Here is a 22,363-nt window from a genome sequence, read left to right on the forward strand (position 1 = left end):
CAGATTCGTTCAATTCATAATCAGTAGCGGAGATATCCCCTTTGATTAGAATTGAACTTTCTCCTTATTCGCTTTTAAACTCACCGATAAGCTCTTGTAATTCCTGAGAAAGCCAACTTAAAGAAGTCGCTAATTCTGCAATATCTTGTACTGATATTTCTTGCTCTTTCATGCTTTCTTCAACATTACTACTGCTGTTGGCATAAGTATTTGCAATATGTGATAATTCATTTACGACTTGAACGATATTCTGGCTATTTTGTAAAATGTCACTCGAATTACCCGAAACAGCTTTTACTTGATCTGTAACAGATTGCGCTGATTTGGAGATTTTTTCGAAGAAATCTCCACTACTTTGAACAAGTGAAATTCCAGTTTCTACTTCTTTTGAACCTTTTTGCATTGAAACTACAGCATCTTCTGTCTCAGCTTGTGTTTCACCAATTAATTTCGCTATATCTTTAGCAGACGCTTCCGTTTGTTCTGCTAATTTTCGTACTTCATCAGCAACAACTGCAAACCCTCTCCCAGCTGCTCCAGCACGTGAAGCCTCAATAGAAGCATTTAAAGCTAATAAATTTGTTTGATTTGAAATACCTGTAATTACAGTTACGATATCACTAATTTCTTTTGACCTTGTTTCTAACGAATAAATGATGGAAGATAAATCTTGTACTGCATTTTGAATTAAACTCATTTGATTAATAATTTGTCCAATCACTTCATTACCTTCAATTGAATGTTGCTCCATACCTTCAGAAGCAACCGCAACTTGTTTCGCAGCCCCAGTTATCTCTTCTACCTTATCTTCCATTCCATGTACAATCCCTAAACATTGTTGTACTGAAGTTTTTTGAGACTGTGCCCCTACTCTTAAACCTTCAATAGAACTTGCAATCTCTTGAACTGCCATGCTGTTTTCCTCTGTACTCGCCGACAATTCTTGTGAAGAAGAAGAAACTTGCTCAGCAGTTTGCCTTACTTTATCTATAATCCCTTTAAACTTTTCAATCGTGTTATTGAAATAAACATTAATAATTCCAATATCATCTGGTCTTTCTTTTAATTTAATACTCAAGTCACCTTCACCAATTTTACGTAACCCTTCTCGTAAATCTTTTAATGGCGCTAACGAGTGACGCACGATAAAGAATTGAGTAATAGTCGCAATCGCTAATGAAATAATGATAAAGAGTAAGCCCTGTATCATAAACTTCTCTTTTGTAATAGGAACAATGGAAGCATCTAAGTCAGCCGCAATAATTGCAACAATATTGTTTTCTCCATCTGTAATTGGTTCTAATATTGTCACCCACGAACCTATTTCATCTTCATATACTTCTGTCATTTGGGCCTTTTTCGTATCAATCACTTTATCGTATGCCTTCATCCAATGAGCGGGTTGTTCATAATAATCTCCCGGCTTTATAGGGAACGCATTTGTTAACTCTGTAGTCAAACCAACGAGTTGTAATTCTCGCTTTTCATTCGGCTTTGCTCCTGTAACATACGTTTGTCCAACACTTTTCAATTCTTTTGACACTTCATCTAATTTCTCTGTTAACTTTTCTTTTTTCACTTTTTCGGCTGTAGGATCTTTCGCCATGTCTCTAACTAATTCTACATCCAATTTTTTCAATACTATTTCTCCTGTTTCAATAGACTGCCTTTCAAATAAAGACATCATACTATTTTGAAACATGTTGAAACTTAACGCACCCATACTTCCAACAAGTGTCAAAATAACTAATACAGTTAATAAGACGTTCTTTTGAAGGAACGATAACTTATGCCAATATTTTTTCATTAATATCCACCTTCCTTAATTAACATAACAAAAAAAACAAAATATACGAATATTTTGTTTGAAAATGATTCTCAATATATTCGAGAATAAAAAAAAGCCAATGTAAAAGCATTGGCCAAGACCAACCCTATCCGTCCGGTAACTGGCTAGCATAGCCTTTCGACCTTAGCTCCTGTAGTTTTGCGTCCTCATGTTTCCATCAGTTTGCCTTTCTCGCTGAACGAGTTGAACGATATGGGAGTTCTATGAGAATTAATTTATTCTCTTTCAAAGATTACAACATATAAATCAAAATGTCTACTTATTTAGAGATATAAATACAAATTTTTAACGCATTGCTTTTTCGAAATAATTTCAAAAAGTACGTGAATGTTACTTTTTTTGTGTTATATAATAAAAAATGTATAAATAACAAGGATTTCTTCGGGTATTTATTTAATTTTCATTCAAATTAAACTATTCGAATATATCTTAACTAATGAATTTCGGAGGTAGTTTATCATGTTTTGGCTACAATTTCTTACCTTGTTACTCTGTATTTTTATTGGTGCACGCCTAGGCGGAGTTGGTTTAGGAGTAATGGGTGGAGTTGGTATGGCAATACTCGTTTTTGTCTTCCACTTACAACCGACCGCGCCTCCTATCGATGTAATGCTTATGATTTTGGCAGTAATTACTGCTGCTGGTGCTTTGCAAGCTGCTGGAGGAATGGACTATCTTGTTCATCTAGCTGAAAAGGCATTACGAAAAAATCCAAAGCGTATTACTTTTTTTGCTCCAATTGTTACTTATTTATTCACACTATGTGCAGGTACTGGTCACGTTGCCTATTCTGTACTTCCTGTTATTGCAGAAGTCTCTCGTGAATCAGGGATTAGACCGGAACGCCCAATGTCGATTGCCGTAATCGCTTCTCAACAAGCAATTACAGCTAGCCCAATTTCAGCTGCCACAGTTGCTCTTTTAGCAATGTTAGCTGACTATAAAATCACTTTATTAGATATTTTAAAAGTGAGTATTCCTTCTACTTTCATTGCTTGTATGTTAGCAGCATTCGTTGCTAGTAAGATGGGAAAAGAATTAAATGAAGACCCTGAATACTTAAAACGATTAAAAGAAGGAATGATTCCTAAGCTTGAAGAGAAAAAAGAATTTGTAGGTGTAAAGGGCGCCAAATTATCAGTTATCCTTTTCCTTGTAGGAACCTTCCTTGTTGTACTTCTTGGTTCATTTGAAGCACTTCGTCCAGGATGGATAGTTGATGGGAAGTTAGCCCGTCTTTCCATGCCGAACACAATTGAGATGGTTATGTTAACTATCGCGGCTCTTATTATTATTTTCTGTAAACCAAATGTAGAAAGCATTGTGTCTGGTAACGTCTTTAAAGCAGGAGCAACAGCAGTTGTTGCTATTTTCGGTATCGCTTGGATGGGAGATACTTTCTTTAATGGAAACTTAAATATGATTCAAGGATCTATTCAGCATTTAGTAACAAGTGCACCTTGGCTATTTGCCATCGCACTATTCATTCTATCTATTTTACTGTACAGCCAAGCAGCAACAGTACGTGCCTTAATGCCACTTGGACTATCCCTTGGTATTCCACCAGCACTACTGATTGCGATGTTCCCTGCAGTAAACGGATATTTCTTCATTCCAAACTACGGGACAATCGTTGCTGCCATTAACTTTGACCGTACTGGTACAACAGGTATCGGTAAATACGTATTAAATCATAGCTTTATGATTCCAGGCTTAATTGCAACATTTACTTCTATCGGAATTGGAATGCTTTTAATTTCTATTATGTTTTAAAGAAAAAGCACAAACCCTTATTTAAAAAGGTTTGTGCTTTTTTAATCAAATGTTTGTTTAAATTTTTTGGGCAGTCTACTTCTCGATGTAGCACTTAAAATACTACATGTCCTTTTCTACAAACTTCTCTTTACTTCTTCAGCTAATTTTCTCGTACTTTCATACGCAGATTCAGCTAAACTAATTGCTGAAATAACTGAAACACCGTCCGCACCCGCTTCTATAACTGCCGCTGTATTTTCAATTGTAATCCCACCAATACCAACGATTGGCACTGTAATTCCTTGTTCTCTAAAATAAGCTAATCCTTTCGTTCCTTGAACCGCTTTCGTATCTTTTTTCGTACTCGTTGGAAAAATAGGTCCAACGCCTAAATAATCTGCTCCATTTTCGATTGCAAAGCGTGCTTCTTCAATTGTATGAGCAGATACGCCGATAATTTTATCTCCCATTTTTTCACGAACAGATGTAATCCCTTCATCATCTTGTCCTACATGAACACCATCTGCATCTAATTCAATGGCTAATTCTACATCATCATTTACAATGAAAGGAACACTATATTCCTTACAAAGCGTCTGCAATTCTTTTGCAAAGCGCACTCTATCTCCTCCGATTAAAGAACCTTCCCCCTTCTCGCGAAACTGAAAAAGTGTCACTCCACCATCTAACGCTTCTTTCAATACAGCTAAAGGATCCCTCGTGCAGTTATTACTTCCCATAATAAAATACACTTGCAATAGGTTAGACATTTTCTTTGTTTCAATGCGCATCATGTGTTTCATCCCCCTTACTCTAACTCCTCAATCTTCCCATATTTCTCTATATCAGCTGAAGTTGTATTCGCTAATTGATTTAAAAATTCAATTTGGAAACTACCTGGCCCTTTTTCTACTGTTTTAGCAGCTGCCAGTTCCGAAGCTACACCATAAAACGTTAATGCTGCTACAGTTGCCTTTACATAATCTTTTTCAACTGCTACAAATGCTCCTATTACTGAAGTTAGTAAACACCCTGTTCCCGTAACTTTCGTTAAAATAGGGTGACCGTTTCGAATAAGAACAGTTCGCTCTCCATCTGTAACAACATCTTCTTTTCCAGTAATGACCGCAACTGTATTCAATTCGTCTGCTGCCTGCCTTGCAATGCTTACAACATTGCCCTTTCCAGTACCAGCGTCTACCCCTTTAATTTCCCATTTTTCATTAATAACATTTGCTATTTCAGCTGCATTTCCGCGGATAATCGCTAAATCGATTTCAGCCGGAATATGTCTCGCAACTTCTGTTCGATACGAAGTTGCTCCTGCACCAACTGGATCAAACAGTACTGGCACATTGTTCGCATTTGCTGATTTACTCGCGAGTAACATCGCTTCTACTTCTTCAGGACGAAGTGTCCCCATATTTAATACTAACGCTCCAGCAATGCTCGCCATTTCTGCTACTTCTTCTTTTGCATACGCCATTACAGGCGATGCCCCAAGTGCCAACAAACCGTTAGCAGTAAAATTTGTTACAACAACATTTGTAATATTATGAACGAGTGGATTAGATTCTCTCACCAAATCCACTACTTTACTAATTTCTTTCATATTCATCCTTTTCATCTCCTAACTATAATGATGGGAGATACACAAAAAGACACTTTGCGCGTACGCAAAGTGCCTGAACATGTGCTTTTACACTCTCCCTACGCTGGCATTATCCAACAGGTTCAAATGGTCAATGACGGACTAGTAGTCATCCTCTCAGTTTGTATCCACAAACTCCCATGTGTTTCTTATTCATCTACTTCAAAGTCTACTCTTATTCTAGTAAAATAACAAGTTCTTTACTTTTCTATTTAATATAGAAGCAACTGATAAAGTGAAACTTTAATCAGTTGGGATTTTGTTCACTCCATTAAAAACAGCTCAAATATGGAGCGAAACTGAATCTCAAGAAGATGTATGCTATATTTAACTTATGGAAATTTGAAAGGATGTTTTTAATATGTCAAAAAGCGTTGTAATCGCTGAAAAACCTTCCGTTGCACGAGATATCGCTCGTGTACTGAAGTGTGATAAAAAAGGAAACGGCTATCTTGAGGGTAATAAATATATTGTAACTTGGGCTTTAGGTCATCTCGTTACATTAGCAGATCCAGAAAGTTATGATGTGAAATATAAAAAGTGGAATTTAGAAGATTTACCGATGCTACCTGAGCGTTTGAAATTAACGGTTATTAAACAAACTGGTAAACAATTTAATGCTGTAAAAAGTCAGCTACTTAGAAAAGATGTAAATGAAATTATTGTAGCAACAGACGCTGGACGTGAAGGGGAATTAGTCGCACGCTGGATTATCGATAAAGTTAAGCTAAATAAACCAATCAAACGTTTATGGATTTCTTCTGTAACCGATAAAGCAATTAAAGATGGTTTTGCAAATTTAAAACCAGGTAAGGCATATGACAATTTATATGCTTCAGCAGTTGCGCGTTCAGAAGCTGACTGGTATATCGGTCTTAATGCAACTCGCGCTTTAACAACTCGCTTTAATGCTCAGTTAAATTGTGGCCGTGTACAAACGCCTACTGTCGCTATGATTGCTAGTCGTGAGGATGAAATAAAGAACTTCAAAGCTCAAACTTACTACGGCATCGAAGCTCAAACAATGGAGAAGCTCAAACTTACTTGGCAAGATGCAAATGGCAATAGCCGTAGTTTTAATAAAGAAAAAATCGATGGTATTGTAAAAAGTTTAGATAAACATAATGCTACTGTTGTGGAAATTGATAAGAAACAGAAGAAGTCATTCTCTCCTGGTCTTTACGATTTAACTGAATTGCAACGTGATGCAAATAAAAAGTTCGGTTACTCTGCTAAAGAAACATTAAATATTATGCAAAAATTGTATGAACAGCATAAAGTACTAACGTACCCTCGTACAGATTCACGCTACATTTCATCTGATATCGTTGGAACACTTCCAGAACGTCTAAAAGCATGTGGTGTTGGAGAATACCGTCCCTTCGCACATAAAGTATTACAAAAGCCTATCAAACCTAACAAATCATTTGTTGATGATAGTAAAGTAAGCGATCATCATGCGATTATTCCAACAGAAGGATACGTTAACTTCTCAGCATTCACAGATAAAGAACGCAAAATTTATGATTTAGTTGTAAAACGTTTCTTAGCTGTTTTATTCCCAGCATTCGAATACGAGCAACTAACATTACGTACCAAAGTTGGTAGTGAAACGTTCATTGCACGCGGAAAAACGATTTTACATGCTGGTTGGAAGGAAGTATACGAAAATCGATTTGAAGACGATGATGTAACTGATGACGTAAAAGAGCAGCTTCTGCCTCACATTGAAAAGGGCGATACATTAACTGTAAAGTTACTTATGCAAACATCAGGCCAAACGAAAGCACCTGCACGCTTTAATGAAGCAACTTTACTTTCAGCAATGGAGAATCCTACAAAATATATGGATACGCAAAATAAACAACTTGCTGATACGTTAAAATCGACTGGTGGATTAGGTACTGTAGCGACACGCGCAGACATTATCGACAAGCTATTCAATTCATTCTTAATTGAAAAACGTGGTAAAGATATTCACATTACTTCAAAAGGTCGCCAGTTACTTGATTTAGTACCAGAAGAATTAAAATCTCCTACACTAACTGGTGAATGGGAACAAAAACTTGAGGCTATCGCAAAAGGTAAATTGAAAAAAGAAGTATTCATTTCGGAAATGAAGAACTATACGAAAGAAATTGTTTCTGAAATTAAATCGAGTGATAAGAAATATAAACATGACAACATTTCGACGAAGTCTTGTCCAGATTGCGGTAAACCAATGCTAGAAGTAAATGGAAAAAAGGGAAAAATGCTCGTATGCCAAGACCGTGAATGTGGTCATCGTAAAAATGTATCTCGTACAACAAATGCTCGCTGTCCGCAATGTAAGAAGAAACTAGAATTACGTGGTGAAGGCGCTGGCCAAATTTTCGCATGTAAATGTGGCTATCGCGAAAAACTTTCTACATTCCAAGAAAGACGTAAAAAAGAATCTGGAAACAAAGCTGATAAGCGCGACGTTCAAAAATATATGAAACAACAGAACAAAGAGGAAGAACCATTAAACAACCCATTTGCGGAAGCATTAAAAAAATTAAAGTTCGATTAAACAAAAAGGTTCCTACCGCTCTCGGTAGGAACCTTTTCTTAATGAATGATTTTACTTCCTTTTGCATTCTCAACAAATTTTTCACTTGATTTGTTAATTGGTGTTTTCAGTAATAACGCAGCAACAATCATAACTACTACGAAAGCACTTAACACAAGTAAATCACGCGTTACGATATCCCAAAGCATTCCGCCAACTGTTTCACGAATTGCGCTAATTGCGTATGTGAATGGTAAGAACGGATAAATCGCTTGGAAGAACGCTGGTGTCATTTGGATTGGGAATGTTCCGCCCGATCCTGCTACTTGTAGTACAAGTAAAATGATCGCCATCGATTTCCCAACATTTCCGAAAATAGAAACGAGTGAGTATACGATACAAACGAAGACTCCTCCAATAAATAAACTAAATAACACAAACCAGAACTTATCGACTACGTACGTACCGAGTAAGAATATATCTCCCATCGATACGATAAACGCTTGTGAAAGACCTATCGTTAAGAATGTTAATAAACGTCCGAAGTAAATTTCATGGCTCTTATAATTTGCGCCCTCTTCGTGTACTTCTACCGTTAATAATGAAACCATTAATAATGCGCCTACCCATAATGCAAGCACTGTATAGAATGGTGACATCGCTGAACCGTAGTTCGGCATCGCAAATAATTTATTTTCTTTTAAATTTACTGGATTCGCAAAGTAATCACTTTGCTTCTCAACATCGTTTTTCAATAAGCGTATGATGTCTTTTAAATCCTCTTCAGATTCAAAATCACGAATTTTATCTGCTAATTCTTTAATCTTTTTCTCAGTAGCTGGCATTTCAGCTTTAATGTCTGCTAATTTCTTTTTACCATCTACTAAACCTTTTGATGAATCTTCTAGTAATTTTTTAACATCTGGAAGCTTTTTGTCTGCCTCTTTTAAAATTTGAGATGTGTTTTTAGACATCTCTTTTGTGCGAGCAATTGCTGCATTGAAATTTGGAGTGATTTCTGAGTCATATTTAGCTAAAATGTCACCAATTTGGCCCGAAACACTTTTAGACACTTGATTAATACTTTCAATAACATCTGCTGCTGGTTTTTGACCTTTATTAATAGCGTCAATTCCTTTATCAGTTAACTCCATTCCTTTTTGTAAACCATCTTTTGCTTTATTTAACTTAGAAATTGTACCATTAAGGTTTTTATCACTATTCACATCAGCTAACACTTTATTTGTACTTTCCAGAACTGGAATCATGTCATTAACTAAATTCCAACTTGCTTTGAACTGCCCATTCAAATCATTTAAGGCTACTTTTGTAGAATCTAATCCATTAACACCTTTGTTACTTAAGTCTTCTCTTGCTTTTTCAAGCTCTGTTTTTAATCTGCTGTAATCATTTACAGCTTTATCATATTTCTCTCTACCATTGTTTAATATCTCATTAGCCTTATTTATATCTTGATTTAAATTGCCTCTAAGCTGCTGTGCATTTTCTTGCGCATTTTCAGCCTTACTTTTCAGTTGCTCAGCTGTACTTACTGCTTTTTCAAAATCAGCTACAAACGTTGCATTATAATCCTTTTCAGCTTGATTTACTAAATTATTTACTGCATCTAATTTTTGATTTACAGCATCTCGCACATCTTGTTTAACTTCTTGTCCGGAACTAATTAAATCTCCTACATGCTTAACCCTATTGTTAGCATCCACCATAGAATTTTTAAGCACCGTTAAACTTTCCACTCTGTTTCCAAAGAACTGTTTACCGAATTCCGTGGAAGCTGATTCCTTGAAAGCTGTAAAGAAATCAATCAAATATGAAACACTATCGATACGCTCTTGGAGGAGCTTTGAAGCATCCTGCACATTTTTCTGTGCTACAGCTGGATCCACGCCTTTATTTTGAAGGCCATCCATAACACTCTTTACATATGCCGTTCCAACACGAGTAGAATTGAAAACAGTGTTTACAGTTTGATCAATATTTTTAGCAATATTTTTATACCCTTCACCATTCACTTGTGGTAATGCTGGAATCTCTGGTATTTGTGGAATAGTTATATTAGGTAAGACTGGTAATTTAGCTGGATCTGGCAATGTCAGATTAAAGTCAAATGCCGGATTTTTTAAGTAATCCGTAATTTTCGCTGCAGCATCCAATCCCTGCTGCATTACCATTAAATTATTCTTAATAGTTCCTGGAGCACGTTGCAATGTTTCATCATTTCTCGCAAAGAACTTATCTAAATTCCCTAATGCTTCTTGCCCATCATTCATAACACTCTCTACAACCGGCAACTCTTTTTGCGCTACTTTTACAACATCTTCCGCTCGAGTTGCATCATCTAATGCCTTATCCATGAGTGTATTCATTTCTGGGAACTGCGCTTCTAACTTAAATACAAGATTTTTTACTTTTTCGATACTTGGTAAATTTGTTTCTAAATCGATTCCAAGATCATTGAAAATTTTAAAAATCTCACCGTTTGCTGTTTTTACAAAGTTTTTACTAATTTCTTCTGTAATACCTGATGCACCTTTTGCTGTAATCTTCGGTGCAATTGCGTTTACTTTTTCATTCACATAGTAATCCAGTTCTGGTTTTTTAGGATTTTCATCCAGAACAGTTGCAATTTTTTCAGAGAAGTCTTTTGGAATCGTAATACTTGCATAATAATCCCCACGCTCAACTCCGTAAATCGCTTGTTTTTCATCTACAAATTTCCAGCCAAGATTTTTGTTTTTCTTAAGGGAGTCTACAATCTCTTTCCCGATATTAATATCTTTCCCTCTTAAATTAGAACCTGCATCTTGGTTAGAAACTGCAATGGGAACCTCTTTTGTATTTCCATATGGATCCCAAGAAGCTTTAATGTTAAACCATGCATATAACGATGGTAAAATCATTAATCCTAAAACAATAACAATTGCAGCCCAATGTTTGGCTACATTCCGTAAATCTGTCTTATAAATACGCCAAATTTGTTTCATAGAAGTTATCACCTAATTATATATTTTTCCTTCTTTAGAAAATGATACATGCATTTTGCAATTATATCACTTTCTACATCGTGTATTAACCAAAAACGTACTATTTTTTCCCATTAACTTTCACTTACTTCATTATATAACGAAGTGAGTCAAAGTATGAATACAAAATGACCAAATCGGTTTTACATTCAATAATAACAAATATATATGAAATGTCATAAAAAATACAAGTATTTTCTCTTGGAAATACTTGTATTCCTAAAAAAATCCTCACAGCTTTTATTCTCTGTGAGGATTTCTTCTATTATATATCCAATTGAACCTCTACACCGAAATGATCTGAAATTACATTTCTGTTTGTACCATTAAAAATAACTTTTGAAGAATGAACTTTTTTACTTTGGTTACACAATATTAGATCGATTCGCAAATTATGTTTATTTTCATCCCAACCAGCAATCTCGCCTTGGACAGTCGTTCCTTCATCCTTCTCTATTGCTAATTCATATGTGTCATACAACCCTTTTTGCATCATATACTCATAACCTTCGCCTTCCAAGCGAGCATTGTTATTAAAATCCCCCATTAAGAAGGCGAGCTTATTGCTATCTACACGCTCCATCAAACGATCGAATTGACCTTTGAATGACTCTTCTTCATCATTCCACCAACCGAGATGGCAAGAGTAAAACGTTATATCCTTACCATTATAAGCAATTGTTGTACTTACAATTTTACGCGTTTTCCAATACGTTGTATCCTCGTTTTCTGAAATAAAGAACGTATCTTCTTTTATAATATTATGCTTCGTTATAATCGCTAATCCTTCTTCGTACACGTCATAACCAATATGAGAGAAATCCCAAGTAATATTGTAATCTTTTACATGTAGCGCTTTTAACTCTTCTAATAGTAAAAGTCCAAAATTATCTTTTTTCTTGTTACCGCATACATTTTCAGCTTGTATGGACTGACTTACTTCTTGTAATGCGATGACATCGTACTCTTCTTCTTGAATTACTTTAGCAAGGTATTGTATCTTTTCTATTTGATTCTCTTCTTGCCAAGAATGACAGTTTAAAGTTAGCAATTTCATATTATTACGCACCTAACATATCTTGAATGTCTGACTTTAATACGTCAGCTTTCGGACCATATACCGCTTGTACACCTTTATCTTTTACAATAAGCCCTAAAGCACCATTTTGTTTCCACTGTGCTTCTGGTGCAACAACATCTAAGTCTTTTACTGTTACACGTAAGCGTGTCATACAAGCATCTACGTCAGCAATATTTTCTTTTCCACCTAATAAATCGATAACTTTTGTTGCTAATGAACCGTCTTGTACATTTCCTGTTCCTTCTGATGCCTCATCTTCATTATCAATATAGTTACCTGCACGCCCTGGTGTTGGTAAATTGAATTTTTTAATTAAGAAATTAAATAGTGTAAAGTTAAGACCGAAGAACACTAATGAAACAATAACAAAGTTGATTAAGTCTCTTGTTAAACCTGCATTAACCATCATTGGTGTACGAGTAATTAACTCAATAAATCCAAATGCATGAACACGTAAGTTAATTAAATCAGCTAGCGCGAATGCAAGTCCTGTTGTAATAGCATATACAACATATAATACTGGAGCAATAAACATGAACATGAATTCAATTGGTTCTGTTACACCTGTTAAGAATACTGCTAATGCTGCTGATAAAAACATTGGTTTATATTTTGCACGCTTTTCTTTATCAACGTTACGGAACATCGCAAATGCAATCCCCATTAACGCTGCTGTTGAGCCGATAACTTGTCCAGCTTTGAAACGAGCTGGTACAACGTTATTTAATAAATCGTTATATGCCTTCGTATCTCCATTTGCTAATAAATTATTTAAATCTGTAATCCATGCAAGCCATAATGGATCTTGTCCTGCTACAACTTGTCCAACTTTTGAACCAGTTAGCATCGTATATGTTCCACCTAGCTCTGTATAGTTCATCGGAATCGTTAACATATGGTGTAAACCAAATGGTAATAATAAACGCTCTAACGTTCCATATACAAACGGTGCAACAACTGGTGCGCTATCTTTTGAAGCTGCAATCCAGCGACCAAATTCATTTAACCCACTTTGGATGAATGGCCATAGAATTGATAATACAATCGCAGTAACTGTAGACCAAAGAATTACAACGAATGGCACAAATCGTTTTCCATTAAAGAATGCTAATGCCTGTGGCAGTTTATTATAGTTATAATATTTGTTATATAGATTAGCTCCTAAGAAACCTGTGATAATCCCCACGAAAACTCCCATGTTTAATGCTGGTGCACCAAGTACAGAAGTAAAATAATCTTTTACAAGTAAATCTCCTGCTATTACTGAAGAAACTGTCGCTTTTGAATCCGCTAACATTTGAGCGTTTACGCCAAATATAGCTCCTGTAATTCGGTTTGTTAAGACGAATGCTAATAGTGCTGCAAATGCACCGCCTGCACGATCCTTCGCCCAAGATCCCCCAATTGCTACTGCGAATAAAATGTGTAGATTTGTAATGATTGCCCAACCGATGTCTTCCATTACGCGAGCAATTGTATGAACTGCGTTAACATCCCCAGCAGACATCCCAATTAACTTACCGATGGAAATCATTAAACCGGCTGCTGGCATTACAGCTACAACAACTAATAACGCTTTCCCGAACTTTTGCCAAAAATCAAAAGACGTAATTTTCATCTGTTCTTCCTCCCCTTTATTTATAACAACATAATGATTTAAATTATAATTTCTGTTCCCTTTATGAAAACGATTCCTTATATTACTTTATTTTTATCTTTACGCAACCGTTTTCATAAATCTATTTTAATAAAAGCGTTTTCACTTTGCAATAGAAATTTATTTTTTTTCATAAAAAAAGATGCTCAAAGAGCATCCTTTTTTATTATGAAATGCGATAAACCCTTGTTTCATAAGGTTTTAAAGCAATTGTTGTTACTTCTTCATGTTCCGCAACTTCATAGTTATTTAAAAGCAAACGTTTGCGTTCTAGTGCAAATGAACCCTCATTATACACAGCTTCCTCTTTTGAGATATTACTAATTACAATGACTTTTTCATCCTGTAACGTACGTGTATATGCATAAATTTGTGGATCGTCTTCTAAAAGTAAATCGTACGTACCATAGTTCAGTACATCGTGCTCTTTTTTCAGGGCAATCATTTTCTTATAGAAATTGAAAATAGACTTTTCTTCATTTTTTTGCTTTTCAACATTAATTTCTTTGTAATTTGGATTCATGCTAAACCAAGGTGTACTTGTTGTGAAACCAGCATTCATCTCATCATTCCACTGCATAGGTGTACGTGAATTATCGCGGCAAGAAGCCCATATAATCTCCATCATATCTTGATGTGGTACGCCCTCTGCAATTTTCTCGCGATATAAATTTTTAATTGCTACATCATCGTAATCTTCAATATTTGGTAACTGAACATTTGTCATACCAATTTCTTGGCCTTGATAAATAAACGGTGTACCGTGCATAAAGAAATACATCGCCCCTAGAGCTGTTGCACTTTCACGCCAATATTGTTTGTCATCTCCCCATGTTGAAACGATACGTGGTTTATCGTGATTCTCAATATATAAAGCGTTCCATCCTTTATTTTCTAATCCTTTTTGCCATTTCGTTAATACTTTTTTCAATCCTACAACATCAAGGTCTTTCTTCTTCTCTGCATCCCATAAACTTAAATGTTCAAACTGGAATACCATATTGAACTTACCTTGCTCTTCTCCAACCCAAAGCTCAGCATCTTCAATCTTAACGCCATTTGCTTCACCAACAGTCATAATATCGTACTTAGAGAATGTATTTTCTTTTAGCTCTTCTAATAAAGGTTGAATACCTTTCACATTCATATGTTTATCAAAAGATGGCACATATTTTAACTCTTTTGGATTTGGCATATCCTTAAAGCCTTCTTCTTTTTTAATATGACTGATTGCATCAACGCGGAAACCATCAATACCTTTATCAAGCCACCAATTAACCGTATCATATAGTACTTCGCGAACTTCTTTATTCTCCCAGTTCAAATCTGGTTGTTTACGTGAGAATAGATGTAAATAATATTGTTCTGTTTCTTCATCATATTCCCATGCCGAACCATTAAAAATACTTTCCCAGTTGTTTGGCTCCGCACCATCTTTACCATCATGCCAAATATACCAATCACGCTTCGGATTATCTTTAGATGAACGTGATTCAATAAACCATGGATGTTCATCACTCGTATGATTAATAACTAAATCAATAATTAGCTTCATATCACGCTTATGAACTTCATCTAGTAAAGCATCAAAGTCTGCCATTGTACCAAACTCATCCATAATATCTTGATAATCACTAATATCATAACCATTATCATCATTAGGCGATTTATACATTGGACAAATCCAAATTACATCTATACCTAAGTCTTTTAAATAATCCAGTTTTGCAATAATACCTTGTAAATCTCCAATACCATCACCATTTGAATCCATAAAGCTTCGTGGATAAATTTGATAAGCAACCGCTTCTTTCCACCATGTCTTATTCATAGTCATTCTCTCCTTTTGCATCCCATCGGAATTTTATGCAAACGTTTTCGTAACACTATCATAACAAAATATGAACAGTTTGCAACTGTTTTCATTGAACTCTATGTAGATTCTTTATTCTTATGCTTTATTTATTTCTCACAAAGGTAAATCTCATTCTTCACCTCTCCTTGTCCACGCGTATTACAGACATTTTTCATATATTAATAAAAAGCTCTGATTATTTTGGAAAGGAGTAAGAAATTGAAGCAAACAAAATTAACAGGTCGTATCGTTGTTCCCACAGATCCTGACTACAATGTAGCCCGAATGAATTTAAATTTAAGTATTCCAAAACTCCCTTGTATTATTGTTTTTTGTCAAAATAACAAGGATATCTGTAACGCCTTAAAATGGGCACGTGAACGTCATATACCATTTCGGTTAAGAAGTGGACGTCATAGCTATGAAAATTTTTCTCTTTTAAATAGAGGACTTATTATTGATGTGAGTGAAATGCATCGCATTACTGTTAATACAGAGAAATTAACAGCAACAATTGAGGCTGGTGCAAATCTTGGCACTGTTTATAAAGAACTTTGGAATTACGGTGTTACAATTCCTGCTGGTACAAGTGCAAGCGTTGGAATTGTTGGATTAGCACTTGGCGGTGGTATTGGTATGCTTTCACGCTTATTTGGATTAACATGTGATCAATTAATGGAAGTGGAAATGGTACAAGCGTGTGGAAAATTTGGTGCAAAACCCATTCGTGCAAATGAACAAGAAAACTCTAACCTTTTTTGGGCATGCCGTGGTGGCGGTGGTGGAAACTTCGGAATTATCACTTCCTTAACTTTTCGAGTCCACCCCGTAAAAAATGTATCAATTTTCTCAATTACATGGGAATGGGAAGACTTTATTGCTGCATTTCAAGCGTGGCAAAACTGGGCACCTTATATAGATGAACGTCTCACTTCATCGATCGAATTATTCGCCAAGCAACGAAATAAAATCGAAGCACAAGGCGAGTTTGTCGGTTCTCCCTCTGAACTCCATTCCCTATTATCCCCTCTTCTTGAAACTGGCAGCCCCTCTCTCTTTATAGAAGAAGTTCCTTATATAAAGGCTGTCGAATTTTTTAATGGCGGTAACATCCCTGAAAATTTCAAGCGCTCTGGTTCCTATGTCTATAAACCTATTCCCCTTAAAGGCATTCAACTCATGCAATACTTTCTTTCTCATGCCCCAAATAAAGATGCTAGTATTTGGCATCAATCGCTCATAGGTGCTGTTGAAAATATTTCGCCGAATGAAACGGCTTATTTTCATCGTAAAGCAATTATTGCCCAAGAATACATTACCTCTTGGAAATGCGATGATGAAGAAAACCGAAATATACGCTGGGTTAAAGATTTACGAGAAAGCTTAGATCCTTATACACTAGGTGACTATGTGAACTGGCCCGATATCGACATTAAAAATTGGCAAACTAGTTATTATGGCTCTAACTTTCACAGATTGCGTAAAGTAAAAACTATGTATGATCCTTGTGATGTTTTTCATTTCCAACAAAGTATTCCTCCTTTTCATACGTGAAAAAGAGGATAACATAAAAAAATCATCCAATATACCGTTACCTCACAGTATGTTGGATGATTCAAGTTGATTTTCTATATCGTTTCAAATTCTTGCTCCTACTCATAAACTTTTACTTACAGATTAATTGTATTTCGTATCATTTTCATGCAATGAATGTAATTTAATATTTGGTACTTTATCTTTTTCCATACCTCTATTATAAGAAACAGGAACTTGAAATTCGAATTGCTTTGTCTCATGTTTTTGTAAATAGACTGGTTTCGGTACTGGATAGCTTTTTGAATTCTCGTTTGCATTATCATATAAAACAACTTTTAATGCTTGTGAATGATTACGATAATTTTTTAAAGTAACAATGCACTTCGGTTGGATATTATCTCCATTTTTCTCCATTCTACACTGGCTATCTTCTTTTTTATATTCTATTGCTTCTACCCCTGTTTTTCCTGCATAGTACCATGTTTTATTCAATGTCTGGAGGATTGTATTTAAAATAAACGGCATCATTACAATCAAAATACTAATGCCTACTACTTTTATCTTATTCATTTTTCTAAATGTACTAGACTCCTTTTTTCCTAGCCATTTTAAAAATAATATAAATGCAATTACATGTAGTATGAAAGAAACAATCAATATATTTGAGACTTTATAATCCATATAAACATACGTATGTATCGGAACCTTATAGACATTGAATAGTTTTTCCCCAATTAATTCATTATCATTTGGAATTTTTAATAATAACAAAACCCCTATACTGTAACAAATAGCTACTAATCGATCATACTCAATACGAATCATTCTTTCTCCCCTTCACTTTGTTTTTTATTATCGATTTTAGCTATTATTACCATACTATACAATCTTTTTATAGAGGATAACGTAAAAAAGTTCCTTATAAATATATAAAGAACCTTATTAATATACATTATGAATTAAAAAATCAATATACAATTTTCACATTGAGATTTCTTCAAAATATGTTGGATTGTGTATTGTAATTTTTTTATCTAAAATTGTAACAATGCTATCATTTTTTAATTGTTTTAATACGCTGCTAACTGTCTCTCGAGATGTTCCAGATATTTTGGATATTTCAATTGTTGTAAGTGGACATGAAATTACAATCTTTTCCCCACTCTGTTCTCCTAAATCCTGCATTAAATAATTTAACGTTTGGATAACACGATCTTGTGCATTAGGAATTGTAATATTTTGCACTCGATTTTCATTCAATTTTAATATAGATGATAATTGCTGAACAACGTACATCAATTGCGTTCTGCTGGATTTTACCATATCTTCAAAGATTACCGTTGGAATATAATATACCTCCACATCCGTCATTGCTTCTGCTGTATAGTTATATCCTCTGTCTGTAAACATACCACCATAAGGAAAAATAGAATACCGCTTTACATAGTCATCGTATAATAAGTTCCCATTTTGATTAACCCGCTCTAACTTTACAAAACCATCTAACATGAAGTAAATTCTTTCCCTTGAATCCCCTTCTAAAAATAAAAATTGACCTTTTTTATAAGTTCGCCAATAAACAAACTCTGTTAAGCCTTTCAATTTTTTTTCTGTTAAATGAGCAAATAATTCGAACTGCTTTAAGTCTTTCACTACGTTCCGTCTATTCATAAAATTCCCTCTCTCTTGCTGTATGTTGGAGCGAAAAATCAAGAAAGCGTATTCAATTTGAATTTTATCATAATTAACTTATATATTCAGATTTCATCATGAAAACTTTATGAACAATGAGTACAAAAAATATTAATAAATAAAAAGAATGAAGTTATTAACCTCATTCTTTTTTTTACTACTAAGTAGCGTACATAATAATTTAAACATACATGCATACATTCTGTTTTGAAATAATAGTACCAGCTTTTTCTTCTAGTGCTTCATATACTTTTTCTAAAGACGTAATAATTGTTTTTCTTTTTGGATTTGTATTAACAAAATTAATAGCAGCTTCAATTTTTGGAAGCATGCTTCCCGCAGCAAATTGTTGTTCTTCAATATATTCTTCTAATTGATTCACTGTGACATGCTCTAATTTTTTTTGATTCGGTTGATTATAATTTACATACACATGATCAACTGCAGTTAAAATAACGAGCGTATCGGCATCTACTAATTCTGCTAATTTCTGCGCAGCGAAATCTTTATCGATAACCGCTTCAGTTCCTTCTAACCCTTCTTCGGAATCAATTACTGGAATTCCACCCCCGCCAACAGCTATCACTATGTTTCCATCTTCCACCAAAGAATTAATCACTTTATGTTCATGAATACTTACAGGCTTCGGTGATGGAACAACACGTCTCCATCCTCTACCAGCATCTTCTTTAAACACTGCTTTTGTTTCATCCATTAATCTTCTGGCCTCTTCTTCTGTATAAAAAGGACCAATTGGTTTAGTTGGATTTTTAAATGCCTCATCTTTTTTGTCCACAACAACGCGCGTTATAACCGTTGCTACATCTTTTTGTATATTCCGTTTTTTTAATGCCTTTTCAATCGCATTTTCCATCCAATATCCAATCATCCCTTGGCTCATTGCCCCACAAGTATCTAATGGCATTGCAGGTGTCTTTTCCGTTTCTGCAGCTTTTTGCTGTAATAAAATATTCCCCACTTGTGGGCCATTTCCATGCGCAATTACTATATCCACATCATTTTCCATTATTTTCACAAGTTGTTCCGCCGTTTTTTCCAACGCTTCTTGCTGCGCTCCCGCAGTAGCTTCTCCAGACTGTATCGCATTTCCCCCTAGTGCAACTACAATTTTTCTTCGTGCCATATTTCAGCCCTCCAGTTCATTTCGCTTTCACAGCGCTTTATAAAGTAATACTGCCTGTAATTAATCCATAAATCGCAAAGAATGCTAAAGCACCAATTGCTACGGATGATGCTAATTCCACTCGAGTAAATATTTGCTTCGAACTCTTTTGCTTTTGAACATTGTAAAAAATAAAAATACCTGGCGCATATAAAGTCATTGTTAATAATAAATACTCTAAACCAGCTGCATAAACTAACCACACACCATAAATACTTGCTATCAAACCAATTATTATATTTTTATTTCGATCTACTTCTTCAGATTTTAAGCTATGCTTCAGTTGATAAAATGCTGAAAAAGCATATGGAATTAAAATGGCTGAAGATGCTAAAGAGAATGCAAAGTTATACGCCTGATCAGAAACGACGAATGTTAACAAGAATATTTGAATTAAACCATTTGTTATCCATAATGAATTTACTGGAGCCTTATTTTTATTTTCTTTTGCGAACCATTTTGGAAATACTCCATCTTTAGCCGCTAAATATGGAATTTCAGAAGCGAGCAAAGTCCAACCTAACCAAGCACCTAATACAGAGATGACCAAACCTAAATTTATAAAGATAGCACCCCATTTTCCAACAACACTTTCAAATAAATAAGCCATAGCTGGATTTTTCAAACCAGCAATATCTGCTTGCTGCATAAGTCCAAGAGACAATAATGTGATTAAAATGTAAATGATGAGTGTACCAATTAAGCCAATAACGGTTGCTTTCCCTACATCACTTCTATTTTTTGCTCGACTGGATAAAACAACCGCCCCTTCTACCCCAATAAATACCCATAGAGTTACAAGCATTGTACTTTTAACTTGGCTGCCAACTGCTCCCCATGAAAAAGAACCAGTTTGCCCCCAAAATCCATCTAAGAATGTATCAATATGAAACGCGAAGATTCCTATGACAATAAATACAAATACAGGTACTAATTTTGCGATTGTAGTTACTAAATTCACAAGTGCTGCTGATTGAACTCCACGTAAAATTAACATGTGAACACACCACAATAATACGCTTGCACCAATAATGGATTCTACATTTTGACCGCCTTCAAAGATCGGGAAGAAATATCCTAATGAAGAAAATAATAATGTACCGTAAGCTACATTCCCAAGCCAAGCAGATAGCCAGTATCCCCACGCACTATTAAATCCCATAAAATTACCAAATCCTGCTTTTGCATAGCTAAAAATACCACCATCTAAATCTGGCCGTTTTACAGTTAGATTTTGAAAAGATAATCCAAGTGCAATCATCCCAATTCCTGTTATAACCCAGCCAATAATAATGGCTCCAGCACCAGCACCTTTTGCCATATCACTCGCTAAATTAAAGGCTCCACCGCCAATCATAGACCCAACTACAAGAGCCGTTAGTGTAAACAACCCTAATTTCTTATCTTCACCCATTCCACTCACCTCTCTTTAATTGCAATAACAATACAAAAGCAATAGTGAATGATAGTGTCTAAAGGAGGAGAAAGAAGAAAGGAAGACTCCCTTTCTTCTTTACTCCATGTTTCCTAAAGTAGCTGCCATAACCGCTTTAATTGTATGCATTCTATTTTCAGCTTGATCAAATACTTTTGAATGTTTACTGCGGAATACTTCGTCAGTTACCTCCATTTCTTTCAACCCATATTTCTCGTAAACTTCTTCGCCATACATCGTTTCAACATCATGAAATGCAGGTAAACAATGTAAGAAAATCACGTTTTCATTCCCTGTTTCTTTAATCATTTTCATATTTACTTGATAAGGTCTCAATAACTCGACACGTTCAGCAAATTTTTCTTCTTCCCCCATAGACACCCATACATCTGTATAAATTACATCTGCATTCGCAACAGCTTCTTCCACATTACTTGTTATCATTACCTGTTCATTATATTTTTTTGCTAAATCAATTACTTCTTGTGCAGGCCATAAAGATTCTGGTGTGCAAATACGTACATCCATTCCAACGATTGCTCCACCAACTAGTAAGCTATTAGCAACATTATTTCGTCCATCTCCAACGTAAACGAGCTTCACATTTTTCAACTTCCCTACATGTTCTCTAATTGTTAATAAATCTGCTAGTGTTTGTGTTGGATGCCACATGTCTGTTAATCCATTCCAAACTGGCACACCAGAATTTTGTGCTAAAGATTCTACAGTCTCATGATTAAATCCACGAAACTCAATTCCGTCAAACATACGCCCTAACACTTTTGCTGTATCCTCTACGGATTCTTTTTTCCCAAGCTGAATATCACCTTTCCCTAAATATTCAGGATTCGCCCCTAAATCTGTACATGCTACTGTAAATGCACAGCGCGTACGAGTGGAGGTTTTTTCAAATAAGAGCGCTACATTCTTATCTTCTAAATAATGATGCGGGATACCATTTTTCTTTTTCTCTTTTAATTCTGCTGCCAAATCTAGAAAATATAACAATTCTTCTTGTGTAAAATCTTTTTCTGCTAGAAAGCTTCTTCCTTTTAAATTTGGTCTAGTCATTAACATACTTCATCCCTACTTTCT

15 protein-coding genes and 2 riboswitches are annotated in these 22,363 nt (G+C 35.1%); of the genes, 3 read left to right on the forward strand and 12 right to left on the reverse strand.

Annotated features, from left to right (window positions below; translation table 11 throughout):
- Positions 1 to 64: 64 nt before the first annotated feature.
- On the reverse strand, positions 65 to 1,807 hold the full coding sequence (locus DN403_RS18435; RefSeq protein ID WP_000761081.1) for a methyl-accepting chemotaxis protein: 1,743 nt from the start codon (positions 1,805 to 1,807) through the stop codon (positions 65 to 67).
- Positions 1,808 to 1,941: 134 nt separating this feature from the next.
- Positions 1,942 to 2,026: riboswitch (cyclic di-GMP riboswitch) on the reverse strand.
- A 282-nt stretch (positions 2,027 to 2,308) separates the two neighbouring features.
- Here DN403_RS18435 and DN403_RS18440 point away from each other — a divergent pair.
- Entirely contained in the window at positions 2,309 to 3,622 is a 1,314-nt protein-coding gene (locus DN403_RS18440; protein ID WP_000498704.1) for an anaerobic C4-dicarboxylate transporter family protein, read from the forward strand.
- Between the two features lie 116 nt (positions 3,623 to 3,738).
- On the opposite strand, the gene thiE is transcribed toward DN403_RS18440, so the two are convergent.
- On the reverse strand, positions 3,739 to 4,398 hold the full coding sequence (gene thiE / locus DN403_RS18445; RefSeq protein ID WP_000984531.1) for a thiamine phosphate synthase: 660 nt from the start codon (positions 4,396 to 4,398) through the stop codon (positions 3,739 to 3,741).
- A 14-nt stretch (positions 4,399 to 4,412) separates the two neighbouring features.
- Positions 4,413 to 5,222, reverse strand: a complete 810-nt coding sequence (thiM, locus tag DN403_RS18450) for a hydroxyethylthiazole kinase (protein ID WP_065224794.1) — start codon at positions 5,220 to 5,222, stop codon at positions 4,413 to 4,415.
- A gap of 72 nt (positions 5,223 to 5,294) precedes the next feature.
- A riboswitch (TPP riboswitch) is annotated at positions 5,295 to 5,407 on the reverse strand.
- 209 nt (positions 5,408 to 5,616) lie between these two features.
- On the opposite strand from thiM, the gene topB reads away from it, so the two are divergent.
- Positions 5,617 to 7,806: a DNA topoisomerase III gene (gene topB / locus DN403_RS18455; protein WP_149185668.1), complete on the forward strand. Its 2,190-nt coding sequence runs from the start codon at positions 5,617 to 5,619 to the stop codon at positions 7,804 to 7,806.
- Positions 7,807 to 7,844: 38 nt separating this feature from the next.
- On the opposite strand, the gene DN403_RS18460 is transcribed toward topB, so the two are convergent.
- From DN403_RS18460 to DN403_RS18475, 4 genes are all read right to left on the reverse strand, one after another.
- On the reverse strand, positions 7,845 to 10,790 hold the full coding sequence (locus DN403_RS18460) for a YhgE/Pip domain-containing protein (RefSeq protein ID WP_149185669.1): 2,946 nt from the start codon (positions 10,788 to 10,790) through the stop codon (positions 7,845 to 7,847).
- Positions 10,791 to 11,094: 304 nt separating this feature from the next.
- A complete protein-coding gene (locus DN403_RS18465; RefSeq protein ID WP_000771994.1) occupies positions 11,095 to 11,886 on the reverse strand; it encodes an endonuclease/exonuclease/phosphatase family protein in 792 nt (263 codons plus the stop codon).
- 4 nt (positions 11,887 to 11,890) lie between these two features.
- Positions 11,891 to 13,528, reverse strand: a complete 1,638-nt coding sequence (locus tag DN403_RS18470; RefSeq protein WP_149185670.1) for a PTS transporter subunit IIBC — start codon at positions 13,526 to 13,528, stop codon at positions 11,891 to 11,893.
- A gap of 205 nt (positions 13,529 to 13,733) precedes the next feature.
- Positions 13,734 to 15,398 (reverse strand): glycoside hydrolase family 13 protein, encoded by a 1,665-nt coding sequence (locus DN403_RS18475; protein ID WP_001044700.1) that lies wholly within the window; start codon positions 15,396 to 15,398, stop codon positions 13,734 to 13,736.
- A 243-nt stretch (positions 15,399 to 15,641) separates the two neighbouring features.
- On the opposite strand from DN403_RS18475, the gene DN403_RS18480 reads away from it, so the two are divergent.
- A complete protein-coding gene (locus tag DN403_RS18480) occupies positions 15,642 to 16,976 on the forward strand; it encodes an FAD-binding oxidoreductase (protein ID WP_000814907.1) in 1,335 nt (444 codons plus the stop codon).
- A gap of 123 nt (positions 16,977 to 17,099) precedes the next feature.
- Here the strand turns inward: DN403_RS18480 and DN403_RS18485 are convergent, their stop codons facing one another.
- The 5 genes from DN403_RS18485 to argF all read right to left on the reverse strand — a co-directional run bounded on the left by DN403_RS18485 (position 17,100) and on the right by argF (position 22,345).
- Entirely contained in the window at positions 17,100 to 17,783 is a 684-nt protein-coding gene (locus DN403_RS18485; RefSeq protein ID WP_000619192.1) for a hypothetical protein, read from the reverse strand.
- Between the two features lie 156 nt (positions 17,784 to 17,939).
- Positions 17,940 to 18,629: a Crp/Fnr family transcriptional regulator gene (locus DN403_RS18490; protein ID WP_001081906.1), complete on the reverse strand. Its 690-nt coding sequence runs from the start codon at positions 18,627 to 18,629 to the stop codon at positions 17,940 to 17,942.
- Positions 18,630 to 18,831: 202 nt separating this feature from the next.
- Positions 18,832 to 19,794, reverse strand: coding sequence for a carbamate kinase (gene arcC, locus DN403_RS18495; protein WP_098829329.1), 963 nt, complete (start codon positions 19,792 to 19,794; stop codon positions 18,832 to 18,834).
- A gap of 37 nt (positions 19,795 to 19,831) precedes the next feature.
- Positions 19,832 to 21,247 carry an arginine-ornithine antiporter gene (arcD, locus tag DN403_RS18500; protein WP_000503413.1) on the reverse strand — a complete coding sequence of 472 codons (1,416 nt, stop codon included), beginning with the start codon at positions 21,245 to 21,247 and terminating at the stop codon, positions 19,832 to 19,834.
- A gap of 99 nt (positions 21,248 to 21,346) precedes the next feature.
- Entirely contained in the window at positions 21,347 to 22,345 is a 999-nt protein-coding gene (gene argF, locus DN403_RS18505; protein WP_000930283.1) for an ornithine carbamoyltransferase, read from the reverse strand.
- Positions 22,346 to 22,363 lie beyond the last annotated feature (18 nt).

This window comes from Bacillus sp. AY2-1 (assembly GCF_008368965.1).
Lineage (GTDB): Bacteria > Bacillota > Bacilli > Bacillales > Bacillaceae_G > Bacillus_A > Bacillus_A thuringiensis_S.

What these genes read in the sequence shown, in the direction of transcription:
- topB (WP_149185668.1), top strand. Translation starts at nt 5,617, where the DNA reads ATGTCAAAAAGCGTTGTAATCGCTGAAAAACCTTCCGTTGCACGAGAT.
- argF (WP_000930283.1), bottom strand. Translation starts at nt 22,345, where the DNA reads ATGTTAATGACTAGACCAAATTTAAAAGGAAGAAGCTTTCTAGCAGAA.
- DN403_RS18470 (WP_149185670.1), bottom strand. Translation starts at nt 13,528, where the DNA reads ATGAAAATTACGTCTTTTGATTTTTGGCAAAAGTTCGGGAAAGCGTTA.
- DN403_RS18435 (WP_000761081.1), bottom strand. Translation starts at nt 1,807, where the DNA reads ATGAAAAAATATTGGCATAAGTTATCGTTCCTTCAAAAGAACGTCTTA.
- thiE (WP_000984531.1), bottom strand. Translation starts at nt 4,398, where the DNA reads ATGATGCGCATTGAAACAAAGAAAATGTCTAACCTATTGCAAGTGTAT.
- DN403_RS18465 (WP_000771994.1), bottom strand. Translation starts at nt 11,886, where the DNA reads ATGAAATTGCTAACTTTAAACTGTCATTCTTGGCAAGAAGAGAATCAA.
- arcC (WP_098829329.1), bottom strand. Translation starts at nt 19,794, where the DNA reads ATGGCACGAAGAAAAATTGTAGTTGCACTAGGGGGAAATGCGATACAG.
- DN403_RS18475 (WP_001044700.1), bottom strand. Translation starts at nt 15,398, where the DNA reads ATGAATAAGACATGGTGGAAAGAAGCGGTTGCTTATCAAATTTATCCA.
- arcD (WP_000503413.1), bottom strand. Translation starts at nt 21,247, where the DNA reads ATGGGTGAAGATAAGAAATTAGGGTTGTTTACACTAACGGCTCTTGTA.
- DN403_RS18485 (WP_000619192.1), bottom strand. Translation starts at nt 17,783, where the DNA reads ATGATTCGTATTGAGTATGATCGATTAGTAGCTATTTGTTACAGTATA.
- thiM (WP_065224794.1), bottom strand. Translation starts at nt 5,222, where the DNA reads ATGAATATGAAAGAAATTAGTAAAGTAGTGGATTTGGTGAGAGAATCT.
- DN403_RS18460 (WP_149185669.1), bottom strand. Translation starts at nt 10,790, where the DNA reads ATGAAACAAATTTGGCGTATTTATAAGACAGATTTACGGAATGTAGCC.
- DN403_RS18490 (WP_001081906.1), bottom strand. Translation starts at nt 18,629, where the DNA reads ATGAATAGACGGAACGTAGTGAAAGACTTAAAGCAGTTCGAATTATTT.
- DN403_RS18440 (WP_000498704.1), top strand. Translation starts at nt 2,309, where the DNA reads ATGTTTTGGCTACAATTTCTTACCTTGTTACTCTGTATTTTTATTGGT.